Annotated in this window: 17 protein-coding genes; 11 read left to right on the plus strand and 6 right to left on the minus strand. The window is 47.5% G+C overall.

The features are described from left to right. Nucleotides 1-76: 76 nt before the first annotated feature. The 4 genes from BLV50_RS21220 to BLV50_RS21235 form a co-directional block, all read right to left on the minus strand. Nucleotides 77-502, minus strand: coding sequence for an Rrf2 family transcriptional regulator (locus BLV50_RS21220; protein ID WP_090809885.1), 426 nt, complete (start codon nt 500-502; stop codon nt 77-79). Between the two features lie 101 nt (nt 503-603). Next, entirely contained in the window at nt 604-1,428 is an 825-nt protein-coding gene (locus BLV50_RS21225) for a carbohydrate ABC transporter permease (RefSeq protein ID WP_072734532.1), read from the minus strand. Next, nucleotides 1,429-2,301 carry a carbohydrate ABC transporter permease gene (locus tag BLV50_RS21230; protein WP_090809887.1) on the minus strand — a complete coding sequence of 291 codons (873 nt, stop codon included), beginning with the start codon at nt 2,299-2,301 and terminating at the stop codon, nt 1,429-1,431. It lies immediately after the preceding gene. Between the two features lie 114 nt (nt 2,302-2,415). Beyond that, complete coding sequence (locus BLV50_RS21235) at nt 2,416-3,717, minus strand: ABC transporter substrate-binding protein (protein WP_090809889.1); 1,302 nt, start codon at nt 3,715-3,717, stop codon at nt 2,416-2,418. Nucleotides 3,718-3,893: 176 nt separating this feature from the next. Between BLV50_RS21235 and BLV50_RS21240 the strand changes: the two genes are divergently transcribed. After that, nucleotides 3,894-5,774 carry a cache domain-containing sensor histidine kinase gene (locus tag BLV50_RS21240; protein ID WP_090809891.1) on the plus strand — a complete coding sequence of 627 codons (1,881 nt, stop codon included), beginning with the start codon at nt 3,894-3,896 and terminating at the stop codon, nt 5,772-5,774. Nucleotides 5,775-5,785: 11 nt separating this feature from the next. Beyond that, the gene (locus BLV50_RS21245; RefSeq protein ID WP_256338014.1) at nt 5,786-6,538 is read left to right on the plus strand and encodes a response regulator transcription factor; all 753 of its coding nucleotides are present in this window, start codon (nt 5,786-5,788) and stop codon (nt 6,536-6,538) included. Between the two features lie 52 nt (nt 6,539-6,590). Here the strand turns inward: BLV50_RS21245 and BLV50_RS21250 are convergent, their stop codons facing one another. Continuing rightward, nucleotides 6,591-7,220, minus strand: coding sequence for a YfbR-like 5'-deoxynucleotidase (locus tag BLV50_RS21250; RefSeq protein ID WP_063567261.1), 630 nt, complete (start codon nt 7,218-7,220; stop codon nt 6,591-6,593). A gap of 251 nt (nt 7,221-7,471) precedes the next feature. Between BLV50_RS21250 and BLV50_RS21255 the strand changes: the two genes are divergently transcribed. Further along, on the plus strand, nt 7,472-8,179 hold the full coding sequence (locus BLV50_RS21255) for a metal-dependent hydrolase (protein ID WP_090809895.1): 708 nt from the start codon (nt 7,472-7,474) through the stop codon (nt 8,177-8,179). 156 nt (nt 8,180-8,335) lie between these two features. Here BLV50_RS21255 and BLV50_RS21260 read toward each other — a convergent pair whose 3' ends face one another. Then, nucleotides 8,336-9,409 (minus strand): M42 family metallopeptidase, encoded by a 1,074-nt coding sequence (locus BLV50_RS21260; protein ID WP_063567263.1) that lies wholly within the window; start codon nt 9,407-9,409, stop codon nt 8,336-8,338. A gap of 616 nt (nt 9,410-10,025) precedes the next feature. Here BLV50_RS21260 and spoVAC point away from each other — a divergent pair. The 8 genes from spoVAC (at nt 10,026) to yqeH (ending at nt 18,282) form a co-directional block, all read left to right on the plus strand. Further along, nucleotides 10,026-10,529, plus strand: coding sequence for a stage V sporulation protein AC (gene spoVAC / locus BLV50_RS21265; RefSeq protein WP_063567264.1), 504 nt, complete (start codon nt 10,026-10,028; stop codon nt 10,527-10,529). Continuing rightward, the gene (gene spoVAD, locus BLV50_RS21270; protein ID WP_063567265.1) at nt 10,526-11,542 is read left to right on the plus strand and encodes a stage V sporulation protein AD; all 1,017 of its coding nucleotides are present in this window, start codon (nt 10,526-10,528) and stop codon (nt 11,540-11,542) included. The genes spoVAC and spoVAD overlap by 4 nt, the downstream gene beginning before the upstream one ends. 3 nt (nt 11,543-11,545) lie before the next feature. Beyond that, nucleotides 11,546-11,896: a stage V sporulation protein AE gene (gene spoVAE, locus BLV50_RS21275; protein WP_053781314.1), complete on the plus strand. Its 351-nt coding sequence runs from the start codon at nt 11,546-11,548 to the stop codon at nt 11,894-11,896. A 207-nt stretch (nt 11,897-12,103) separates the two neighbouring features. Further along, nucleotides 12,104-13,060 carry an AAA family ATPase gene (locus BLV50_RS21280; RefSeq protein WP_063567266.1) on the plus strand — a complete coding sequence of 319 codons (957 nt, stop codon included), beginning with the start codon at nt 12,104-12,106 and terminating at the stop codon, nt 13,058-13,060. A gap of 3 nt (nt 13,061-13,063) precedes the next feature. Next, the gene (locus BLV50_RS21285) at nt 13,064-14,311 is read left to right on the plus strand and encodes a DUF58 domain-containing protein (protein ID WP_090809897.1); all 1,248 of its coding nucleotides are present in this window, start codon (nt 13,064-13,066) and stop codon (nt 14,309-14,311) included. Next, complete coding sequence (locus BLV50_RS21290) at nt 14,308-16,521, plus strand: transglutaminase TgpA family protein (RefSeq protein ID WP_063567267.1); 2,214 nt, start codon at nt 14,308-14,310, stop codon at nt 16,519-16,521. Before BLV50_RS21285 ends, BLV50_RS21290 begins: the two co-directional genes overlap by 4 nt. Nucleotides 16,522-16,630: 109 nt before the next feature. After that, nucleotides 16,631-17,158: a YqeG family HAD IIIA-type phosphatase gene (locus BLV50_RS21295; RefSeq protein WP_064636329.1), complete on the plus strand. Its 528-nt coding sequence runs from the start codon at nt 16,631-16,633 to the stop codon at nt 17,156-17,158. Further along, on the plus strand, nt 17,155-18,282 hold the full coding sequence (yqeH, locus tag BLV50_RS21300; protein WP_024628522.1) for a ribosome biogenesis GTPase YqeH: 1,128 nt from the start codon (nt 17,155-17,157) through the stop codon (nt 18,280-18,282). Before BLV50_RS21295 ends, yqeH begins: the two co-directional genes overlap by 4 nt. Nucleotides 18,283-18,306 lie beyond the last annotated feature (24 nt).

The following is an 18,306-nucleotide window of genomic DNA, read 5'->3' on the forward strand; positions in this document are numbered from 1 at the left end:
AATAGATGTAATCGTATGTGTTATAACAGGTGTGATTACAACGAAAGGTTTAAAAAAAGCTCGTAATGAGCTTTTTTTATTCAGAGACGTGAATCTGATCCATCATCTGTTGTATCGTTACACGTTTCAAACGCTGTTCCATAGCTAGCTGAGCCTCAATAAGTTCGGCGCGCAAGGTTTGTTCGATCATGCTGCCAACCGGACAATTTGGGTTTGGATGTTTGTGGAAGTTAAACAACTCGCCATCCTCCACAACCTCAAGCGCACGATAGATATCCAAAAGGGTAATATCGGCGGGGTCCTTCAACAAAGAAGCACCGCCGACACCGGGTCTGACCTCAATTAGGCCGGCCTGTTTCAGCTTGGACATAATGCGCCGAATAATGACGGGATTGGTATTCACGCTTTTGGCGATAAAATCTCCCGTACACTCATTGGGCACAACAGCGACCAGGGACAGCGTATGAACCGCAATGGAAAAGCGACTGCTGATTTGTTTCATGCATGATCACCACCGTTGTAACTATAATAGTTACAAATAAACGTGATGTCAATGATGAATTTCAAAGTAGCCGTGTATTGAATTATTATTTTGGATATATCTCAACCTTTAACCGCCCCGGAAGTCAGACCACCCACAATATATTTTTGCCCAATGAGGAACACAATCAATACAGGTAGGGACGTAAGCACGATATCCGCACTAACCAGATTCCACTGGGCACTGAATTGTCCGAAGAAGTTATAGACAGCGAGCGTCATTGGCCACATCTCGACGGTATTGAGCATGTACAGTGGGGCGGTAAACTCATTCCAGACACTCAGGAAATTAAGAACAAATACCGTAACCAGGACAGAGGTTAACAAAGGCACAATAATTCTGAGAAACAGCTTGATCCCGTTGCATCCGTCCATGATCGCTGCTTCATCCAGTTCTTTCGGAATATTGGATACAAACGCATATGTGATGAATAGCGAGATCGGAATACCCATCGCGGTATAGAGCAGAATCATGCCCACATGCGAATTAATCATGCCCAGCGACTTCATGACCTCCATTAGTGGAATGTAGTTCAATGGCAGCGTAATGCCCAGAATAAGAAAGAAATATAGGAACTTGCTTAACTTCGAATAATTACGCGATAAGGTGAAGGCTGAGAACGCCACAACAAACACCAGCAGAAGGGAAGAAGCCGTTGAATGCAGCAAACTGTTGAAAAAGGAACCACCCAAGTGTCCCTGCTCATAGACGATTTTATAATTTTCAAAGATGAACTTCTCGGGCAGGGTCAGTTTGAGCACTTTGGCTTCGGCATCGGACTTGAATGAATTCAGCACAATGACGACAAAAGGAATCAGGACCACCAGGCTAAGAAGCCAAGCGAGTACATTTAATCCGATGGAAACCAGCCGTTTTTTCACACGCATCTAGTATTCCACCTTTCGGTTCATCAAGCGGATGATAAAGAAGGAGATGATCGCCATAATGACAAACAGAATCGTGGATAATGCACTGCCGAGCCCCCAATAGCCTTTAGCAAAAGAGGAATACACCGCTGTGTTAATCACATCTGTAGCGTTGCCTGGTCCGCCATTGGTCAGTACATATACCGCATCAAATACCCGCAGCCCATACGTAATATTGAGTACCGTGGCGATGGTAATCGTCGGCATCAGCATTGGGATCGTGATTCGAAACAGCTTCTGCCAGAAGCCGGCACCGTCAATCGATGCCGCTTCATAATAATCGCGAGGAATGGCAAGCAGTCCAGCAATGAACAGCACCATAATGTACCCCATGCCTTTCCACGTATCCACCGCCATAATGGATGGCATTGCCCAAGTAAGGGAGCCCAGCCAGTTCTGGGCCAGAACGTCCAGCCCCAGCGAACGCAGCGTCACGTTAACGAAGCCGTTGTTGGGATCGAGCAGGCTTTTGAAGACCAGACCAACAATCAGAAACGAAAGTACTTGAGGTGAAAATATGATCATGCGATGCAGATTCGCAGCCTTCACACCGCTGACCAGTAATAGAGCTAGGAATAGGCCCAGAACCGTCTTGTTGATCGAAGTAATCAGGGTGAAAAGGACTGTATTTTTAATAAAAAGTAAATACGTTGGATCACCCGCCAGAATGGTTCGGAAATGCTCCAGACCAATAAAGTTTTTCTCTGAACTGTAGCTGTTCCAATCGGTGAAGGAATAATAGATGCCCAGCAGGGCGGGAGCGACGATGAACAGCAGATACAGCACAATCGCTCCAGATGAGAAATACCAAGGATATATCTTATTTACATTCATAAACTGTTACACCTGTCCTTCCTGCCAAAATGCATGAGTGCATGGTGCCTCACCTCGCTGCATTATAATGGTGGTTAGCCACATGCCTCATGTGTTTACCCAGAATACGCACTGTTATTGCCACGCCTCATCCTTCAGCACTTTGGCTTGCTCAGCCCGGCGTTTATCAATATTTTGCAGAATCTGATCAGGGGTCATGGCTCCGGCGAACATGCCGGAGAGATCCTTGCCGATATCCATCCATTGCGGATCAATGTACTTCACAGCGGCCTGCATGACCGTACCTTTCTCATGATTTTTCTCATAATCGATATAGTCCTGTGTCAGCTTCGGTTCAATTTCAGGCCAGCAGATGGTCAGATTGCCTTCACCACCATCGAATACACGCTGCAGATGATCATGCTCCGTAATCCACCGGAAAAACTTCAGTACCTCTTCCGGGTGCTTGCTGTTTTTGTTGCCAAACATCGCAGCCGAACCGCCCGGATTCACACCAATCGTCTGATTATCGCCCCATGGCATCACGAAAAATCCCATATTGTCCTTCATGTCTGGATACGCCTCAGACACTTCCTTTTCGGTGCCCGGAACTCGAAGTAGCATCGCTGCCTTCTCCTGACCAAAGGCTTCAATGCCAGCCTCGACCGTGTTGGACAGAAAATCCTTGCCGAAGTAACCCAGATCCGCAAATTCCTTTAACTGTTCAATGACCGTCTTGAGCTGCGTCAAATCCGCGACCTTCATCTCATTGTTGTTCAGCTTCTCGTACGTTCCCGGCGCAGCTTGCTCATAGTTTGGACCGGTTTCGAACAGAGGCAGCACCTGATACCATCCGCTGGCAGGAGCCTGATAGAACGGAATGATGTCCTTATCCTTGATTTTCTGGCTGAACGCCTTGAACTCGGCGTAGGACGTTGGCGGCTGGATGCCGAGCTCTTCAAAGATGCGTTTGTTATAGTACACATACCATATTTTTGATGGTGCAAAAGAAACCCCGTACACCTTCTCTTTATAGCTAACCGTTGGTAAAATCTCTTCGGACATGCGTCCTGTAAATTCCTCATTGGTCAGATCAATTGCATTTTCCTCAGGTCTTACGTTGGCAGGCATGCTAAGTGGATCCACATCGACATTAAAAATATCAGGAGCTTCGCCGGAGGCGAGCTTCACCTTAATCAGGTCACGCCACTGGGCATCAGGGACCACCTGAAAGTCAATTTTCACACCCTTTTCCTGCTCATATTCTTTAGCCATCGTTTGCATGATACCCGTACGTGGAATGCCGCTCTGACTTGTTCCGAACGTTAGTGTTACCTTCCCTGAACCTTCGGAACTTTCACCGGAGTTGCACCCGGCAAGAAGCAGGCTGGACAGCAACAGCGCACCTACGAGGGATAATAGAAATCGTTTTCTCATCAATGAACCTCCCATGGAATAAAGAATAATAGATCTTGCCGAAACGCTTCATGTAAGCGTATTCTTATGTGAACAACTTTACGCGGAACGAAGAATGCGCTCAATAGACAAAAGCGTTCTGTTGGGTGGACATTTTCGAGTAAGTTGCAAGACATCATCCGATAACGAGGTGTGAGATGGTTAAGTACCGATTCAGAACGCTTCAGCAAAGTCTGTTTGCCTACTACTCTGCAGTCTTTATTGTATTTTCATTGATTGTGGCCAGTCTCTTGTATGTTTTTCTTGCCAATGACATTCGTAGTCGAAGTGCCGAACAGCAGAAACAGTTGGGGAATTCGATGGTAGGCAATCTGAATCAGGAAATCGTCAAAATGAATAATTTCTCCATGAACATCGTATATTCCAATCTGGTCAAGGAGCACTTCAGTCACTATTTATCTCCAGCGGAGGACAATGAACAGACGCTGACAAGTGACCCGGCGTTTTACAAGGATACAACAACGCTGATTGATGTCATTCTGGCGATCATTAGCAGCTCTAACACAGCCAAACAAGCCAATATTTATGATGTGAACGGTAAAATGCTGGGTGCCGGTGCGTTCAATGGCCAGCTGTCCGTAGATCTGACCCAAAGACCGTGGTACGAGGAAACGTGGGCGCGCAATGGCTGGCGTGTCATAAGTTTACTGGATGGTGGGGCATTACCGATGCCAACAGGGCAGGGGGAGTCAGGTAAACCATATCTTTCCCTTACCCGGGTGTATAAGGATGGAAATTATGTCTCGCAAGGAGTAGTGGAAATTTTGCAGGATGCAGGAACCGTGTTCCAGCATTTAAACGATGTGCAAGCGGGGAACGAAAATCTGAGCGTCTATGTATTGAATGAACGTAATGAGCTTTTATATCCTTTTTTGTCCAATGAACATCCGTTAACAGCAACCCATTCCGACGTGGTTAACTTGATTCGAAACGATCAATATTCACCAGGAACGATGCAAGGAGTCGTAGATCCCAATGGAAATTCGAAGCAAATGATGACCTACACGACCTCGCAGGAGACCGGATGGACGGTTATTGTGATGCAGTCGAAACAATCCCTGTTTGCGAATTTGAATCGCATGGCTCTTCTGTTCATGGGGGCAACTTTAGCTACCTTGATGCTTATTCTGCTCCTCTCATACCTGATCTCCAAACGTGTTACCTTACCGCTCCATCGTTTGCAGCGCATTATTCAGAAAACTGGCGTCCACGATCTGACCACGGGTCAGGACTCTGGTCAGTTGTTCAAGTTGGAAGTTCCAGGTTCCATCCGTGAGATGGATGAGTTGAATGATACCTTTATCCAATTGAATCAACAGCTTGTGCAGTCTTTTCAGGACATGCTGGCAATCAAATCTCAGGAAACGGATGCCAGGTTGCTGGCGTTGCAGTCCCAGATGAACCCTCACTTTCTGTATAACAACATTACGAACATCAGCATCATGGCGGAAGAGGGCATGAATGAACAGATCGTTGCGTTCTGTGGTCACATTGCATCCATGCTGCGTTACATCTCGGCTCCGAACAAAAGCGGTGTTGCATTGGAAAAAGAAATCGACTACTGTGAGCGGTATTTGGAGTGTATGAAAATTCGGTTCGAAGATGATCTGCTTTATGAATTCCATGTTCCGGACTCGATGAAAAACCTTCAGGTGCCTATGCTGCTGATTCAGCCTTTGCTGGAAAATGTCATGAAACATGGACTACGTGATACTCCACCCTGGAAGCCGCATATCATTGGAAAGCTGGACACCTTGCAGGAAACCTGGCTAATGACAGTGGAAGACAACGGACCTGGCATGGAACCCGAGGCGCTTACGCTCATCCAGCAGTACATACAACAATCACAGGAATGGGAGCGTATGCCTGAACTTGAGATCAACGGGATGGGATTGAAAAACATCTGGATCAGACTCAAATTATGGTATGGCTCCGCGGCACATATGCATATTACGAATAAACCTTCTGGCGGCGTCAGCATTACGATTGGAGGTTCCATTCGAAAGGAGCACAGTTAAAACTCATGGTGATGACATATAGAACTATTATTGTGGAGGATGAGGCGTTAATTCGCCGTAACGTATCCCGGAAATTCAGCGAGCTGGGCACACGGTTTGAGGTTATAGGTGAGGCTAGGAATGGACAGGAAGCATTGGAACTGATTGAACATACGGTGCCTGATCTGGTCGTTACCGATATTCAGATGCCCGTCATGAATGGGCTGGAACTGGCGAAACATCTTTATTTTGCCTATCCGCATGTCAAGATCGTGATCCTGAGCGGCCATCATGAGTTTGAGTTTGCACGTCAGGCGATCAGTTACAAAGTGGAGGATTATCTGCTTAAACCCCTCGCAGAAGAACAGCTTCGATCGCTGCTGGATGCGATGGAATTAAAGCTTGGCAAGGCAGAGGATTCGCTAGCACATGTCAGTGCAATTTTGGATGAACAGGTGAAGCCGGAGGACATCGCAGAGGCAGTCAAATTGTATCTGAAACAGAACTATATGCATGAAATTACGTTGCAGGACATGGCAGGGCAGATGCATTTTAGTGTAGATTACCTGGGGAAGTGTTTCAAAAAGGTGACGGGTGAAACCCCGCTCAAATACATGACAGGGCTTCGAATCAACGAAGCAAAACGCTTGCTCGCGGCCTTTGAAGATATGGATATCAAGACAGTAGGTAAAGCGGTGGGATATAGTGATTCCCATTATTTTAGCCGTATCTTTAAAAACAAGACAGGACTGTATCCCAGCGAGTATCGCCAAAGGTTACAATAACGAAAAAAAGCCCTGTCCATGGCTCTTGAAGAACCACGATGACTGGAGCTGATTATTGTAACAAAGCATCTTCTGTGATTTGGCGGATATCAAATGGGGAGCGGTTACCTTCCTCAATGATGTCGGGGAGAATATGTTCGAGGAAATAGTGTACACAGTGGAGGTCAATATTTTTGATTTTGATCAAGGCATATCGGTACATCACGATAAATTCCTTTTCTGTATTGCCACGCTGCAGTTCAGCAAACGCTTCGTATACCTGATCCATTTTGTCTGCCACTTCCAGAATAAGTCCTTCGACAGAATTGTCTTTGCCTTCACGCAGCTGTCTACGGAAAATCGGCTGGAACTCTTCAGGAATATTTTCGTTAATAAAATGCTCAACCATGCCTTCTTCTACCTGCTGTAGCATCGAACGAAGCTCCAGTGAATAATGTTTAACCGGCGTTTTGATATCACCGATGAAAATTTCACCATAATCATGACTGCTGGTGATTTCGTAAAGCTTCTTCCAATCGATGGCGACCCCATGCTGTTCCTCAATATCGGCGAGTGTTTTGGCATACTGCACGACTTTCCAGGAGTGGGCGGATACGCTGTGTTCCTCGAACTTGAATTTCCCCGGCGTACGAATAATGCGTTCGAGATCGTTGAGTGATCTAAAGTACGTATGAATTCCCATATAAGTAATCATCCTTTGTTGGTTGGGTATGAACCGACTATACACCAGTGATGTTAACACAGGATTAACGCCGTATGAGGTAAAGGTAAAATCAGTTCACATATTAGTCTGCCCATAGATCCCATCGTAATTACACAGTGTGGAGTAAGTAAATTAAGAAATGCGAACTATTGTTCTTATATTGTTTTCGTTGTAAAATCTGGAGTGGGCAGTTTATGTTCCCTATTTCTTCGAAAGGAAGTTTTTGCACCATGATGGGAAGATCCCACCTGATTATCGGGACCACTGTATCCCTCTCTGTTCTGCAATTGGCCGGTATGACTGTGACTGCACCGGCGGTTACCGTGGCTCTGATCGGTTCGCTGCTGCCAGACATTGATGAGCCGAATTCGCTATTGGTATCCAAGGCATTGCCGAACAGCCTCATTCGGCTATTACAGACAATCCTGCTGCCTGTCGCTGTATTTGTGTACTTCTATGTACAGGCAAAGCCATGGAATCTGCTCCTCGCCATTCTGATTGCAATGGTATCTTTTCTACCATCTCGTTCCCTGCGCAAAGTGTTGATGTTTGCAATCGGATTGGGACTTGTATTCTATGGGCATGCATTCGCACCATGGAATCTAATTGCTGGCAGTCTGTTAATGTTGTGTACCACGTTAACCCACAGGGGATTGACACACACATTATATGGAACCGCCGTATGGACTGGGTTGCTCTACAGTACAACTCATCTGCAGGGGCCAGAGATTTGGGTAGCCGGAGGTACAGCCTATGTCATGCACCTATTGGCAGATTCGTTGACGAATCGCGGCATTCGTCCACTGCCACCACTCAAGTGGCGTATAAGGATCAATCTCATGAGTACAGGCACGAAGCATGGAGCCGTTGTGGAAAATGTGTGCATTGTGCTGGCTCTTATTTTGGCCTGGATTGCGTTCTCTCCTTTATTTCTGTAAACTCAATCATGCCAGCTTCTGCTAATGCAGAGGCTGGCATTTTATAATCCCTCTCTATTTCTCCATTTAGCTACATCTACATCTTTAAAGGGAATTTCCGTGTTCTGAACATCAAAAAAGATGCCCTGAAAATCAGGGCATCTTCTATAGAAAAAGTTACGCGTTTCCGATAATCGTGTTCAGTGTTGTCTGATCCAGACCCTTCACCAGTTTCACGAGCAACTCTTTTGCCGCATCATAGTCATCCGTATGAATGATGGAAGAAGAAGTATGAATGTAACGGGCGCAGATGCCAATTACCGTTGAAGGCACACCGATACCGCTCAAATGAACCGCTCCGGCATCCGTACCGCCAGGAGAGATGAAATATTGCATTTTGATCTGATTTGTTGATGCTGTGTCCTGAACATATTCAACAATACCACGATGGGTGAACATGCCCGGGTCGAAGATACGTAGTAAAGCGCCTTGTCCAATATGTCCGAATGATTGTTTGTCTCCTGTCATATCATTCGCGGCACTGCAGTCCAGTGCAAAGAAAATATCCGGTTCAATCAGATTGGCAGCCGTGCGTGCACCACGAAGTCCCAATTCTTCTTGGACTGTTGCACCGCAATAAAGGGTGTTTGGCAATTTTTCTTTATGCAATGCTTCAACTAGCTCAAGTGCAAGTCCTACGCCGTAACGGTTATCCCATGCTTTTGCCATAATTTTCTTCGGATTAGCCATCGGAGTGAACTCACAGATCGGCACGATCTGCATGCCCGGGTGAATGCCCCAAGACTCTGCTTCTGCACGGTTATCCGCACCAATATCCAAGTACATATGGTTAAGATCAACCGGTTTATTACGCTGGGATTCATCGAGTAGATGAGTAGGTGTTGAACCAACAACCCCTGTAATCCGGCGATCCGGAGTGATGAGTTCCAGACGTTGAGACAGCACAGCCTGACTCCACCATCCACCGAGTGGGCGGAATTTGATCATGCCTGTTTCCGTAATGCCTGTGGTCATGAAACCAACTTCGTCGAAGTGACCTGCAACCATGACTTTGGGTCCGGACTCCTCTCCCCGCAATACGCCAAAAAGGCTGCCCAAGCGATCCTGGACAAATTCATCCGTATAAGGAGACATTTGTTCTTTCATCCATCCGCGAAGCTCGCGTTCAAATCCGGAAACGGAAGGGAATTCCGTTAACGTGCGAAACATTTCCAACGTTTTTTGATTCATGTGTCGACAACTCCTCTGCTTGTATGTAGATCAGGTCTCAGCAGAACGGCTGCCGGACTATTGTCCTTCGGAAGAGAAGAACGTTTTATTTAACCACTGGTCACACTACAGTATGAACCTTGCGCAAGTAATTGTCCATGGTTATGTCACGTATCTCAGGCATGAATGGTTACTCGTTTAATGTTTCATCGGGCCATAAAATCCGCACCAAGCACAGTCGCCAAGCAGCTGCATTGAATATGCATATAGTAAGGAACCGTTTTGCTTAACCAGTATTCCATAAGGTATTTAATGACCCACTAATTTCACTTGCCTCACAACAGGAAGGAGCTGGGACAATAGATGACGCCACCCGATGAAGGCAATGAAACCATCCTTTGTATCGTCCTTTTTATTTTGCTCGTGATCATTCTGCTTTATTTATAAATTTCACAGACCTCTGATCCGGCGCTGAGCGACTCATCTCATTCGGCAGCTTAATCGTGCTGGAAACATATGCTGTCTTTCGCCGGATACATAACTTTCCCAACCTTAACAAACAATGAATACAGGATTACACACAGTACATGCAGTCACATCTGTTGACTTATTTTCATTTCAAGGGAGGTTCTGTATCTTGCCAGCTCAAACTAAGGGTAGTAGTAAAAAATCATCATCATCCCTGTCCATCAGTGAACAGGAATATAAAAAAGTCGCCAAAAAACATGAGCCTGCCCGTCCAATCTGGACGAACTGTATTAAGGCATTCTTCGTCGGCGGATTCATCTGCGTCATTGGACAGGCTATCCAGGAAGCGTTTATGGCCGGGTTTGACATGACATCGAAAGAAGCTGCCAGTCCAACCGTTGCGGTCATGATCCTCATTTCAGTCATCCTGACTTGCCTCGGTGTCTACGATAAAATGGCACAATGGGCGGGTGCTGGAACGGCTGTCCCTGTCACCGGGTTTGCCAACTCCATGTGTTCGGCAGCACTGGAGCATCGCGCCGAGGGACTGGTGCTTGGGGTTGGTGCCAACATGTTCAAGCTGGCAGGCTCAGTTATCGTGTTTGGTGTCGTTGCTGCCTTCATCGTGGGGATTGTATATGCCATCCTCGGCTTCGGAGGTGGACATCTATGAAACGCCTGGGCCAACAAACCTGGCAATTTGAGAACCGTCCACGGATTATCGGCAGATCGGCAGTCGTAGGACCGGATGAAGGCAAAGGGCCTCTAACATCAGATTTTGATTATGTATATGACAATTTGGAAATTGGGGAGAAAACCTGGGAAAAGGCAGAACGCAAGCTTCTTGAACAGGCTTCCCAAATGGCATTAATCAATGCGAATATCACAAAAGAAGAGCTTCAGTTCTTTGTTGGTGGAGATCTGATGAATCAGATTATTAGTAGTTCCTTTTCTGCCCGCAAGTTGGGTGTACCTTATCTAGGGGTATTTGGTGCCTGTTCAACGTCGATGGAAACGTTGGCTCTCGCCTCACTCATTGTGGACTCGGGTGCAGGGGATTATGTACTCGCGGGTACGGTGAGTCACAACTGTACGGTGGAAAAGCAATTTCGTTATCCAACGGAATATGGTTCCCAGAAGCCTCCATATGCGCAGTATACGGTCACCGGTTCTGGCTGTGGTGTGGTTTCTCGTACTGGTGAAGGTCCTGTAGTTACCAAAGCGACTATTGGCCGAATTATGGATATGGGCATCAAAGATCCGTTTAACATGGGCTCCGCGATGGCGCCTGCGGCAGCGGATACTATTGTTTCCCATTTTCGGGATACAGGGTTGGAACCCGGTTATTATGATCTCATTGTGACAGGCGATCTGGCATCCGTGGGACTTCCCATTACCAAAGAATTGCTGCAAAAAGAGGGTATTCCCATGGAACAGACGGTTTTCAATGACTGCGGATTGATGATTTATGATCGGGAGAAGCAGCCTTACGTTGTCGCTGGAGGCAGTGGCTGTGGATGTTCTGCAACAGTGACTTACGGTCACATTTTGAACCGGATGCAAAAGGGTGAACTCAATAAGGTATTAGTGGTCGCTACCGGTGCATTGTTGTCTCCACTTTCATATCAGCAGGGCGAGAGCATTCCTTGTATTGCGCATGCCGTAGCCATAGAAAAGGAGGGATAAAGGATGCAGTTTTTATGGGCATTTATTGTTGGCGGGTTGATATGTGTCGTGGGACAACTTCTGATGGATGGTGTCAAACTGACTCCTGCACATACGATGAGTACACTTGTTGTGGCTGGTGCGGTTGCGGATGCGTTTGGGCTGTATGATCCACTCGTCAAATTTGCAGGGGCAGGAGCTTCCATCCCCATTACCAGTTTTGGTAACTCCCTCGTGCACGGGGCATTGACGGAACTGGAGAAAGAGGGATGGATCGGTGTCATTACGGGGATATTCGATTTGACCGCGGCGGGTATTTCCTCAGCGATTATCTTTTCTTTTCTCGCGGCATTGGTGGTTCGGCCGAAAGGGTAACAGAGCATGGCAGAGCTAGCCATTATATATGGAATCAGCAGAGGCTTCGGATAACTTCTATCCGAGCCTCTTTTTGTCGTAATCATGCGATAACTGCGGTGAATCTGACGGCTGGAAACAAATTATGAGTTCCTTCGAGTGTACTCGCGCCCTTGGATCATGTACAATAAAAGGAAATCTGTATGCTTTTTTAGGAGGTTAGACCATATGCCTGTGCGCAAAGAGTCGATCCAAATCATATCAGCAGTTCGTTCTAATCTGGAATCATGCATAATGGGGAAATCCTTTGAAATTCAACTTTTGCTCACAGCTTTGCTTGCAGGCGGACACGTTCTGATTGAAGACGTACCAGGAACAGGCAAGACGCAGTTGGTTAAAGCGTTATCGAAATCCATGCGCGGAGAGTACCGCCGCATTCAATGTAATCCTGATATTTTACCAAGTGACATCACGGGGGTATCCGTGTTCCATCCACGTGACGAGCGCTTTTACTTCCGTCCAGGTCCGGTCATGACCAACATTTTGCTGGCAGACGAGATTAACCGGGCAACTACCAAAACGCAGTCCGCTTTGCTGGAAGTCATGGAAGAGCGCAGTGTGACGGTAGATGGCGATACGTATGATCTGCCTCATCCATTTATGCTCTGTGCAACCCAGAATCCAATCGATTTTGAAGGAACGTACACATTGCCGGAAGCGCAATTGGACCGGTTTATGTTGAAAATAAGTCTGGGTTATCCCGACAAGGATATCGAGAAAACGTTGCTGAAGCAGCATCAGTCGGGTCAGCCTGTTGATCGGCTTGAATCCGTAACCCATATGGATCAGATATCAGCCATTCAACAGGAAATCAAGGAAGTATTCATCGGTGATCCGGTCATGGATTATCTGCTTGATGTGGTTCGCAAAACTCGCTCCCACCCATCCGTACTGCTGGGCGCCAGCCCGCGGGCAGCCATTTCATTTATGATGGCCGTGAAGGCTTTTGCCTTTTTGCAGGAACGTGACTACGTGCTTCCGGATGACGTGAAAACGATGGCACCTTATGTCATCTCCCATCGGATCGTGCTGCGTCCCGAATCGAGACTGGACAGCATGAGCTCCGAGGCTGTATTAAAATCCGTACTTCAACAGGTTCGAGTGCCCGTCTCCATGGGGCAATAATTGATGAAGCCGCTTTTGAGTACAGTCAGAAGGGGAATACGCCACCCCCGCGTATGGAGCATCGCGGCGGTGTGGATGTGCTGTTTGGCTTATGTTTTGTTCCAGGGCGGGAAGACCTCCCTGATGCTGCTGTCGATGGTGACTCTGATTTGTATTTACCTTGCGATTGCTGGTTTTAGCGGTGTACGTCGTACTCATGGCGTGCGCAAGCTCTCTTCTGGTCAGGATCATGAAGAGCTGCTGCATGCCGGTGACCAGGTACAGGTGCAGTTAAGTCTGAACATCCCGGGATTTCTGCCACTTCCTTATGTGGTTGTGCGCGAAATGCTGCATCGGCATAACGGCGAATCCTGGTCTTTCAAAGAAAGCCTCATTCCGAGCATGCGAGGGTATGGTGAATTGTCTTTTCAAACCCCGCCGCTGGAGCGGGGAAAGTATGTCTTTTCCGAAACGGAATGTGCCAGCGAGGACATCTTTGGTCTGATCGAGCATCGGGGAACGTTCAAAGCCAAAGGGGAATTCCGGGTGTTGCCGCGCACGGTATTTATCCCGTACTGGCAGCTATATGATCGCAAATCACGGTTATCCGGTCCACAGACGGCCTTGACCCGCTCGCGCAGGGAAACGACCCAGATTAACGGCGTGCGTGACTACGTTTATGGCGACCGACTTTCCCGCATTCACTGGAATGCAACGGCAAAGACGGGAACGTGGAAGTCCAAGGAATTTGAACATGAGTCGGTTCCGAAAACGATTCTGGTGCTGGATGCGCTGTCAGGCAGCTATGAACATGGTGAGGCCTTTGAACTGGCTGTGTCCACGGCTGCCTCGCTGCTGGAGTATGGAACAAGAGAACGAATGGGTATGGGGCTGCTGACACTGTCGGAGAAGACATCATTTTTTGCTCCCAGTGAAAGTCCGATGGAGCGGCAGAAGATGATTCATCATCTGGTAGATATCCAATATAACGGCCAAGAGAATCGGCTGCTGCCCGGTGTTGAGAAGATGTCACGTCAGTTTCCTCAAGGCGCGTATTTTGTAGTGATTTCTCCCCAGAAGGATGAAAAAGTTCTCGAACTGCTCCGATGGGCCGACACACGAGGGATGACCCCTTGTCATATTCTGATTGAACCCACTGATTCCCGCCGGAGTTCCGAGTGGAATGCGATGCTGCGTGGAAGAGGTACAAGATCCTTTACCGTTTCCCATTTGCAGGAGCTTCCAACGGTTATGGGGGGAGGTAGTGTATGAGTACTAAAGGCAAAGAGCTGACAGTGGGGAGAAGGTCCTGGTATCATGCGGCTTCGTTGCTCTGGATTTTCCTGATTGGCATGCAGTGGATATCATTCACACAGGAATCCTGGTATACCGAGACCACTTCATTGGTGCTGTGGACGCTCGCAGCGGTCAGTATTCTGGAAGTGATTCTGCCTTTCAAAATAATGATTCGAACCATAATCAAGGCGGTTGTCCTTGTATATATTTTGCATAAGACATTAATCGATTACACCGTTTATATTCCTTACGGCACGTTAATGGAGCGTACAGAGCAATTTGTGCTGCACCTGGCACCTTACATCTGGTTCTCCCTGTGCGCGTGGGTGATGCTTGAAGCTGCCCTGCGCCTGGTGACTACAACGCGCCGAATTCTCGTTTTTCTGGGCATTAACATTATCTCGATGGGAATTCTCGACTCCTTTACCCAGTTTCCACTCTGGATTGAAATCGCCTGGGTTATGTTTGCAGGAATGGGATGGCTGGTATGTCAGCACTTCCGTAATTTCCAACTGCAATATCCACAAGGGTGGAAGCGAATTATCCGACATCCCTACAAAATTCTGGCCAACATTGCCATCATATTCTCTTTGATTATCGTAGCCAGTGTGAATATGCCGGAAGTTCCTCCTACCTTGACGGATCCTTATACCGCGTGGCGTAACTACACCGGAAGTTCGGGGAGTCAGACAGGCAACGGCACACTGGACATTCCGACAGCTACCGAGTCAGGGTACAGCAGGGAAGACAACCAGCTTGGCGGAGGGTTTAACTTCGACTATACACCTGTCATGTCTGTCACTACCAATGAGCGCAGTTACTGGCGTGGTGAGACGCGGGCAGAGTATACGGGAACAGGCTGGGATGATCGCGGACGAGGTGCGACAGAGGATGTTGAGGCGGGACAAGCACTGGAGAATGATGAACCCGGAAATGTAACCACCAAGCAAGTCACTCAGAAAGTGACGATGTTGAATGATAACGTGTATCCGATCCTCTTTGGAGCCTATTCCATCTCGAAAGTCACATCTGTCAATGGTGAGGCAAATTCAGACCGGATGTTATGGAATCCAGAGCAGGCAGAACTTCATGTCGTAACAGACCGTCAGCAACCGCAATATCCAAAGACGTATACGATTGTATCGGAAGCGCCAGTTATTGTGGAAGATGAACTTCGTACCAAATCTTTTGATGATCTGTATACGAGCAATCCGGCAGATGATATGTACCTGCAGCTGCCATCCAGATTCCCAGATCGGGTGACGGACCTGGCCACTGAAATTACAGCATCGGCAAATACGCCGTATGAAAAAGTGGCATTACTGCAAAACTATTTACAACAAAATTTTGATTATACAAACAATCCGGATTTATCCCGAAAAGTAAGTAGTGACTTTGTTGAAGGATTTTTATTTGACATTCGTGAAGGGTATTGTGATTATTTCTCGACTGCACTGGTTATGATGGCGCGCTCCGAAGGGATTCCCGCTCGTTGGGTGAAAGGGTACGCACCTGGACAGCTTTCGCTGAATTCAGACATGCAGGCCCCGCGCCAACCTGGAGCTGAGATCGAGACAACGTACACTGTAACGAATGCAGACGCGCATTCTTGGGCTGAAGTTTATTTTGGCGAGTATGGATGGATTCCGGTTGAAGCGACGCCGGGCTTTGACATGCCGTTGCTCACGGAACAACCGGATGTACAGCCGGTAGATGAGCCTGAAGAACAACCTGAAGAGGAACCGGTAAAAGAGGAAGAGCAGACTCCTGCGCCTGAACAGGCTTCATCCAGTATCCCGACTTTTGTAATCTGGGCTGCGGGAGCCATCATCGTATTGTGGGTGGCTTATATGTTCTGGCGAAATCGCCTCTCGCTTCGATTCTTCGTGCTTCGTCTCCGGACAGGTGGACCGCTAACCCCTGAACAAAAGGTAGTGGCAGAGACCGAACGCTGGATACGTTATGCGAAGCGCAAAGGATTGACCCGAAGCGGGGACGAGACACTTCGTGAATCGGTAACCCGCTGGAGCCAGCTGAAACCAGCTGCAGCAGCGACATTGCATGAACTTCTAGCGAAGTTTGAACAGACTCGTTATAGTCCAGCTTCTGTAACTGCAGACGATTGGAAGGCCGTCTATCAGACTGCTTCGAGGCTGCGTAAGGAACTTAAAGCGGAACGGGCGTAATGTCGCCCGTCCCGTTTTTCCTTTTTTCCTATACCGTGAGGCGCTGTATGCATTTTCAGGAAAGACGGATTTGTGATATAGTGTGTCGTATGAAACTGAGGTGACTTCTTTGTTTGAAATGTTAATGCCCAAGCTGCGTGTAGACACGGTTTTTGACATTAATCTGGAAGAGCTATACGCTCAAGGCTACCGTGGAATTATAACTGATCTGGACAATACACTCGTTGGGGCGAAAGCTCCTGATGCCACGCCCGAACTGATTGAGTGGTTCGCACGTGTCAAAGAGGCTGGTTTCCAGCTCATGATTGTGTCCAATAACAATTTGAATCGTGTATCCCTGTTTGCGACGCCACTGGATATCCAGTTTGTGCATAGTGCACGCAAACCATCGAATGTTCCGTTTCGTAGAGCAATGAAGATGATGGAGTTAACTCCTGAAAAAACGATTGTGGTAGGCGATCAGATGCTTACAGATGTCTATGGAGGGAATCGACTGGGACTCTATACGGTTCTGGTATTGCCGATCTCCATTGGAGATGAAGGCTTCATGACCCGCTTCAATCGGCGTGTGGAACGGATTGCTCTAACGAGTTTGCGCAAGAAAGGCTTATGGCTTGAGGAGGAAAAGAAGAAATGACAGAACCGCATAACGGCAATATTGCCGTAAGGTGCAGCGGATGCGGAGTGCATCTGCAAACGGAAAACCCGGAATTACCAGGATTCATCCCCGAAAAAGCGTTGGATCGTGAACCCGTCATTTGCCAGCGTTGTTTCCGTATTAAAAATTACAATGAGTCATCATCCGTTACAGTGGATCAGGACGAGTTCTTGGCCCTACTGAGCAAAATCGGGGATAAGGATGCACTTGTCATCCATATCGTTGATCTGTTTGACTTTGATGGCAGTATCATCTCTGGTTTGCAGCGTTTTGTAGGCAACAATCCGGTATTGCTTGCCGTGAACAAAACGGACTTACTTCCTAAAGTAACCAACTGGAACAAGGTTCGCAACTGGGTGCAAAAACAGGCCAAAGAACAAGGTTTGCGCACCGTGGATGTCGTTCTGTGCAGTGCGAAGCAAAATCAGGGCTTCGACCGACTGCTTGAGCTTGTCGGGACGTATCGCGGAGATCGTGACGTATATGTGGTTGGTGGTACTAATGTGGGCAAATCCACACTGATTAACCGTCTGATTCGTGATTACAGTGATCTCGAGCAGGAACTCACGACATCCCGTTATCCGGGGACGACGCTCGATATGGTTAATATTCCACTGGACGATGGAAAAGCTATTATTGATACACCGGGAATTGTATACCCTTGGCGTTTCAGTGAGATTGTGTCCCGTAAAGATCTGGCTGCCATTATGCCAGAAAAACCGCTTAAACCGGCTGTTTATCAGTTGAATTCTGGTCAGACGCTGTTCTTCGGCGGCATGGCTCGTTTTGACTTTGTAGAGGGAGATCGTCAGTCCTTCACTTGTTTTATCAGCACTGCTCTTGATATTCACCGGACGAAGCTGGAACGTGCAGACGACTTGTATCGTGACCATCTGGGTGAGTTGCTGTCTCCACCAACGCGTGAAGATGCAGCGGATATGCCTGAATGGACCAGACATGAATTCCGTATCAAACGTGGCAGCCAGTCGGATGTATTCATTTCCGGACTGGGCTGGATTAAGGTTAACGGTGAGAATGGGGCGCTTGTAGCTGTTCATGCTCCAAAAGGTATTCGTGTACTGATCCGCCCATCCTTGATCTAATGTAATTACAGCAGCATTTTCACC

It is taken from the genome of Paenibacillus sp. 276b, from assembly GCF_900107875.1.
GTDB classification, from domain to species: domain Bacteria; phylum Bacillota; class Bacilli; order Paenibacillales; family Paenibacillaceae; genus Paenibacillus; species Paenibacillus marchantiae.

Excerpts from the sequence above, each read along its gene's own strand:
- BLV50_RS21240 (WP_090809891.1), top strand. The coding sequence starts at position 3,894 with ATGGTTAAGTACCGATTCAGAACGCTTCAGCAAAGTCTGTTTGCCTAC.
- spoVAD (WP_063567265.1), top strand. The coding sequence starts at position 10,526 with ATGAAACGCCTGGGCCAACAAACCTGGCAATTTGAGAACCGTCCACGG.
- BLV50_RS21260 (WP_063567263.1), bottom strand. The coding sequence starts at position 9,409 with ATGAATCAAAAAACGTTGGAAATGTTTCGCACGTTAACGGAATTCCCT.
- BLV50_RS21245 (WP_256338014.1), top strand. The coding sequence starts at position 5,786 with ATGACATATAGAACTATTATTGTGGAGGATGAGGCGTTAATTCGCCGT.
- BLV50_RS21225 (WP_072734532.1), bottom strand. The coding sequence starts at position 1,428 with ATGCGTGTGAAAAAACGGCTGGTTTCCATCGGATTAAATGTACTCGCT.
- BLV50_RS21250 (WP_063567261.1), bottom strand. The coding sequence starts at position 7,220 with ATGGGAATTCATACGTACTTTAGATCACTCAACGATCTCGAACGCATT.
- BLV50_RS21290 (WP_063567267.1), top strand. The coding sequence starts at position 14,308 with ATGAGTACTAAAGGCAAAGAGCTGACAGTGGGGAGAAGGTCCTGGTAT.
- BLV50_RS21255 (WP_090809895.1), top strand. The coding sequence starts at position 7,472 with ATGATGGGAAGATCCCACCTGATTATCGGGACCACTGTATCCCTCTCT.
- BLV50_RS21220 (WP_090809885.1), bottom strand. The coding sequence starts at position 502 with ATGAAACAAATCAGCAGTCGCTTTTCCATTGCGGTTCATACGCTGTCC.
- BLV50_RS21280 (WP_063567266.1), top strand. The coding sequence starts at position 12,104 with ATGCCTGTGCGCAAAGAGTCGATCCAAATCATATCAGCAGTTCGTTCT.
- BLV50_RS21230 (WP_090809887.1), bottom strand. The coding sequence starts at position 2,301 with ATGAATGTAAATAAGATATATCCTTGGTATTTCTCATCTGGAGCGATT.
- BLV50_RS21235 (WP_090809889.1), bottom strand. The coding sequence starts at position 3,717 with ATGAGAAAACGATTTCTATTATCCCTCGTAGGTGCGCTGTTGCTGTCC.
- yqeH (WP_024628522.1), top strand. The coding sequence starts at position 17,155 with ATGACAGAACCGCATAACGGCAATATTGCCGTAAGGTGCAGCGGATGC.
- spoVAE (WP_053781314.1), top strand. The coding sequence starts at position 11,546 with ATGCAGTTTTTATGGGCATTTATTGTTGGCGGGTTGATATGTGTCGTG.
- BLV50_RS21285 (WP_090809897.1), top strand. The coding sequence starts at position 13,064 with ATGAAGCCGCTTTTGAGTACAGTCAGAAGGGGAATACGCCACCCCCGC.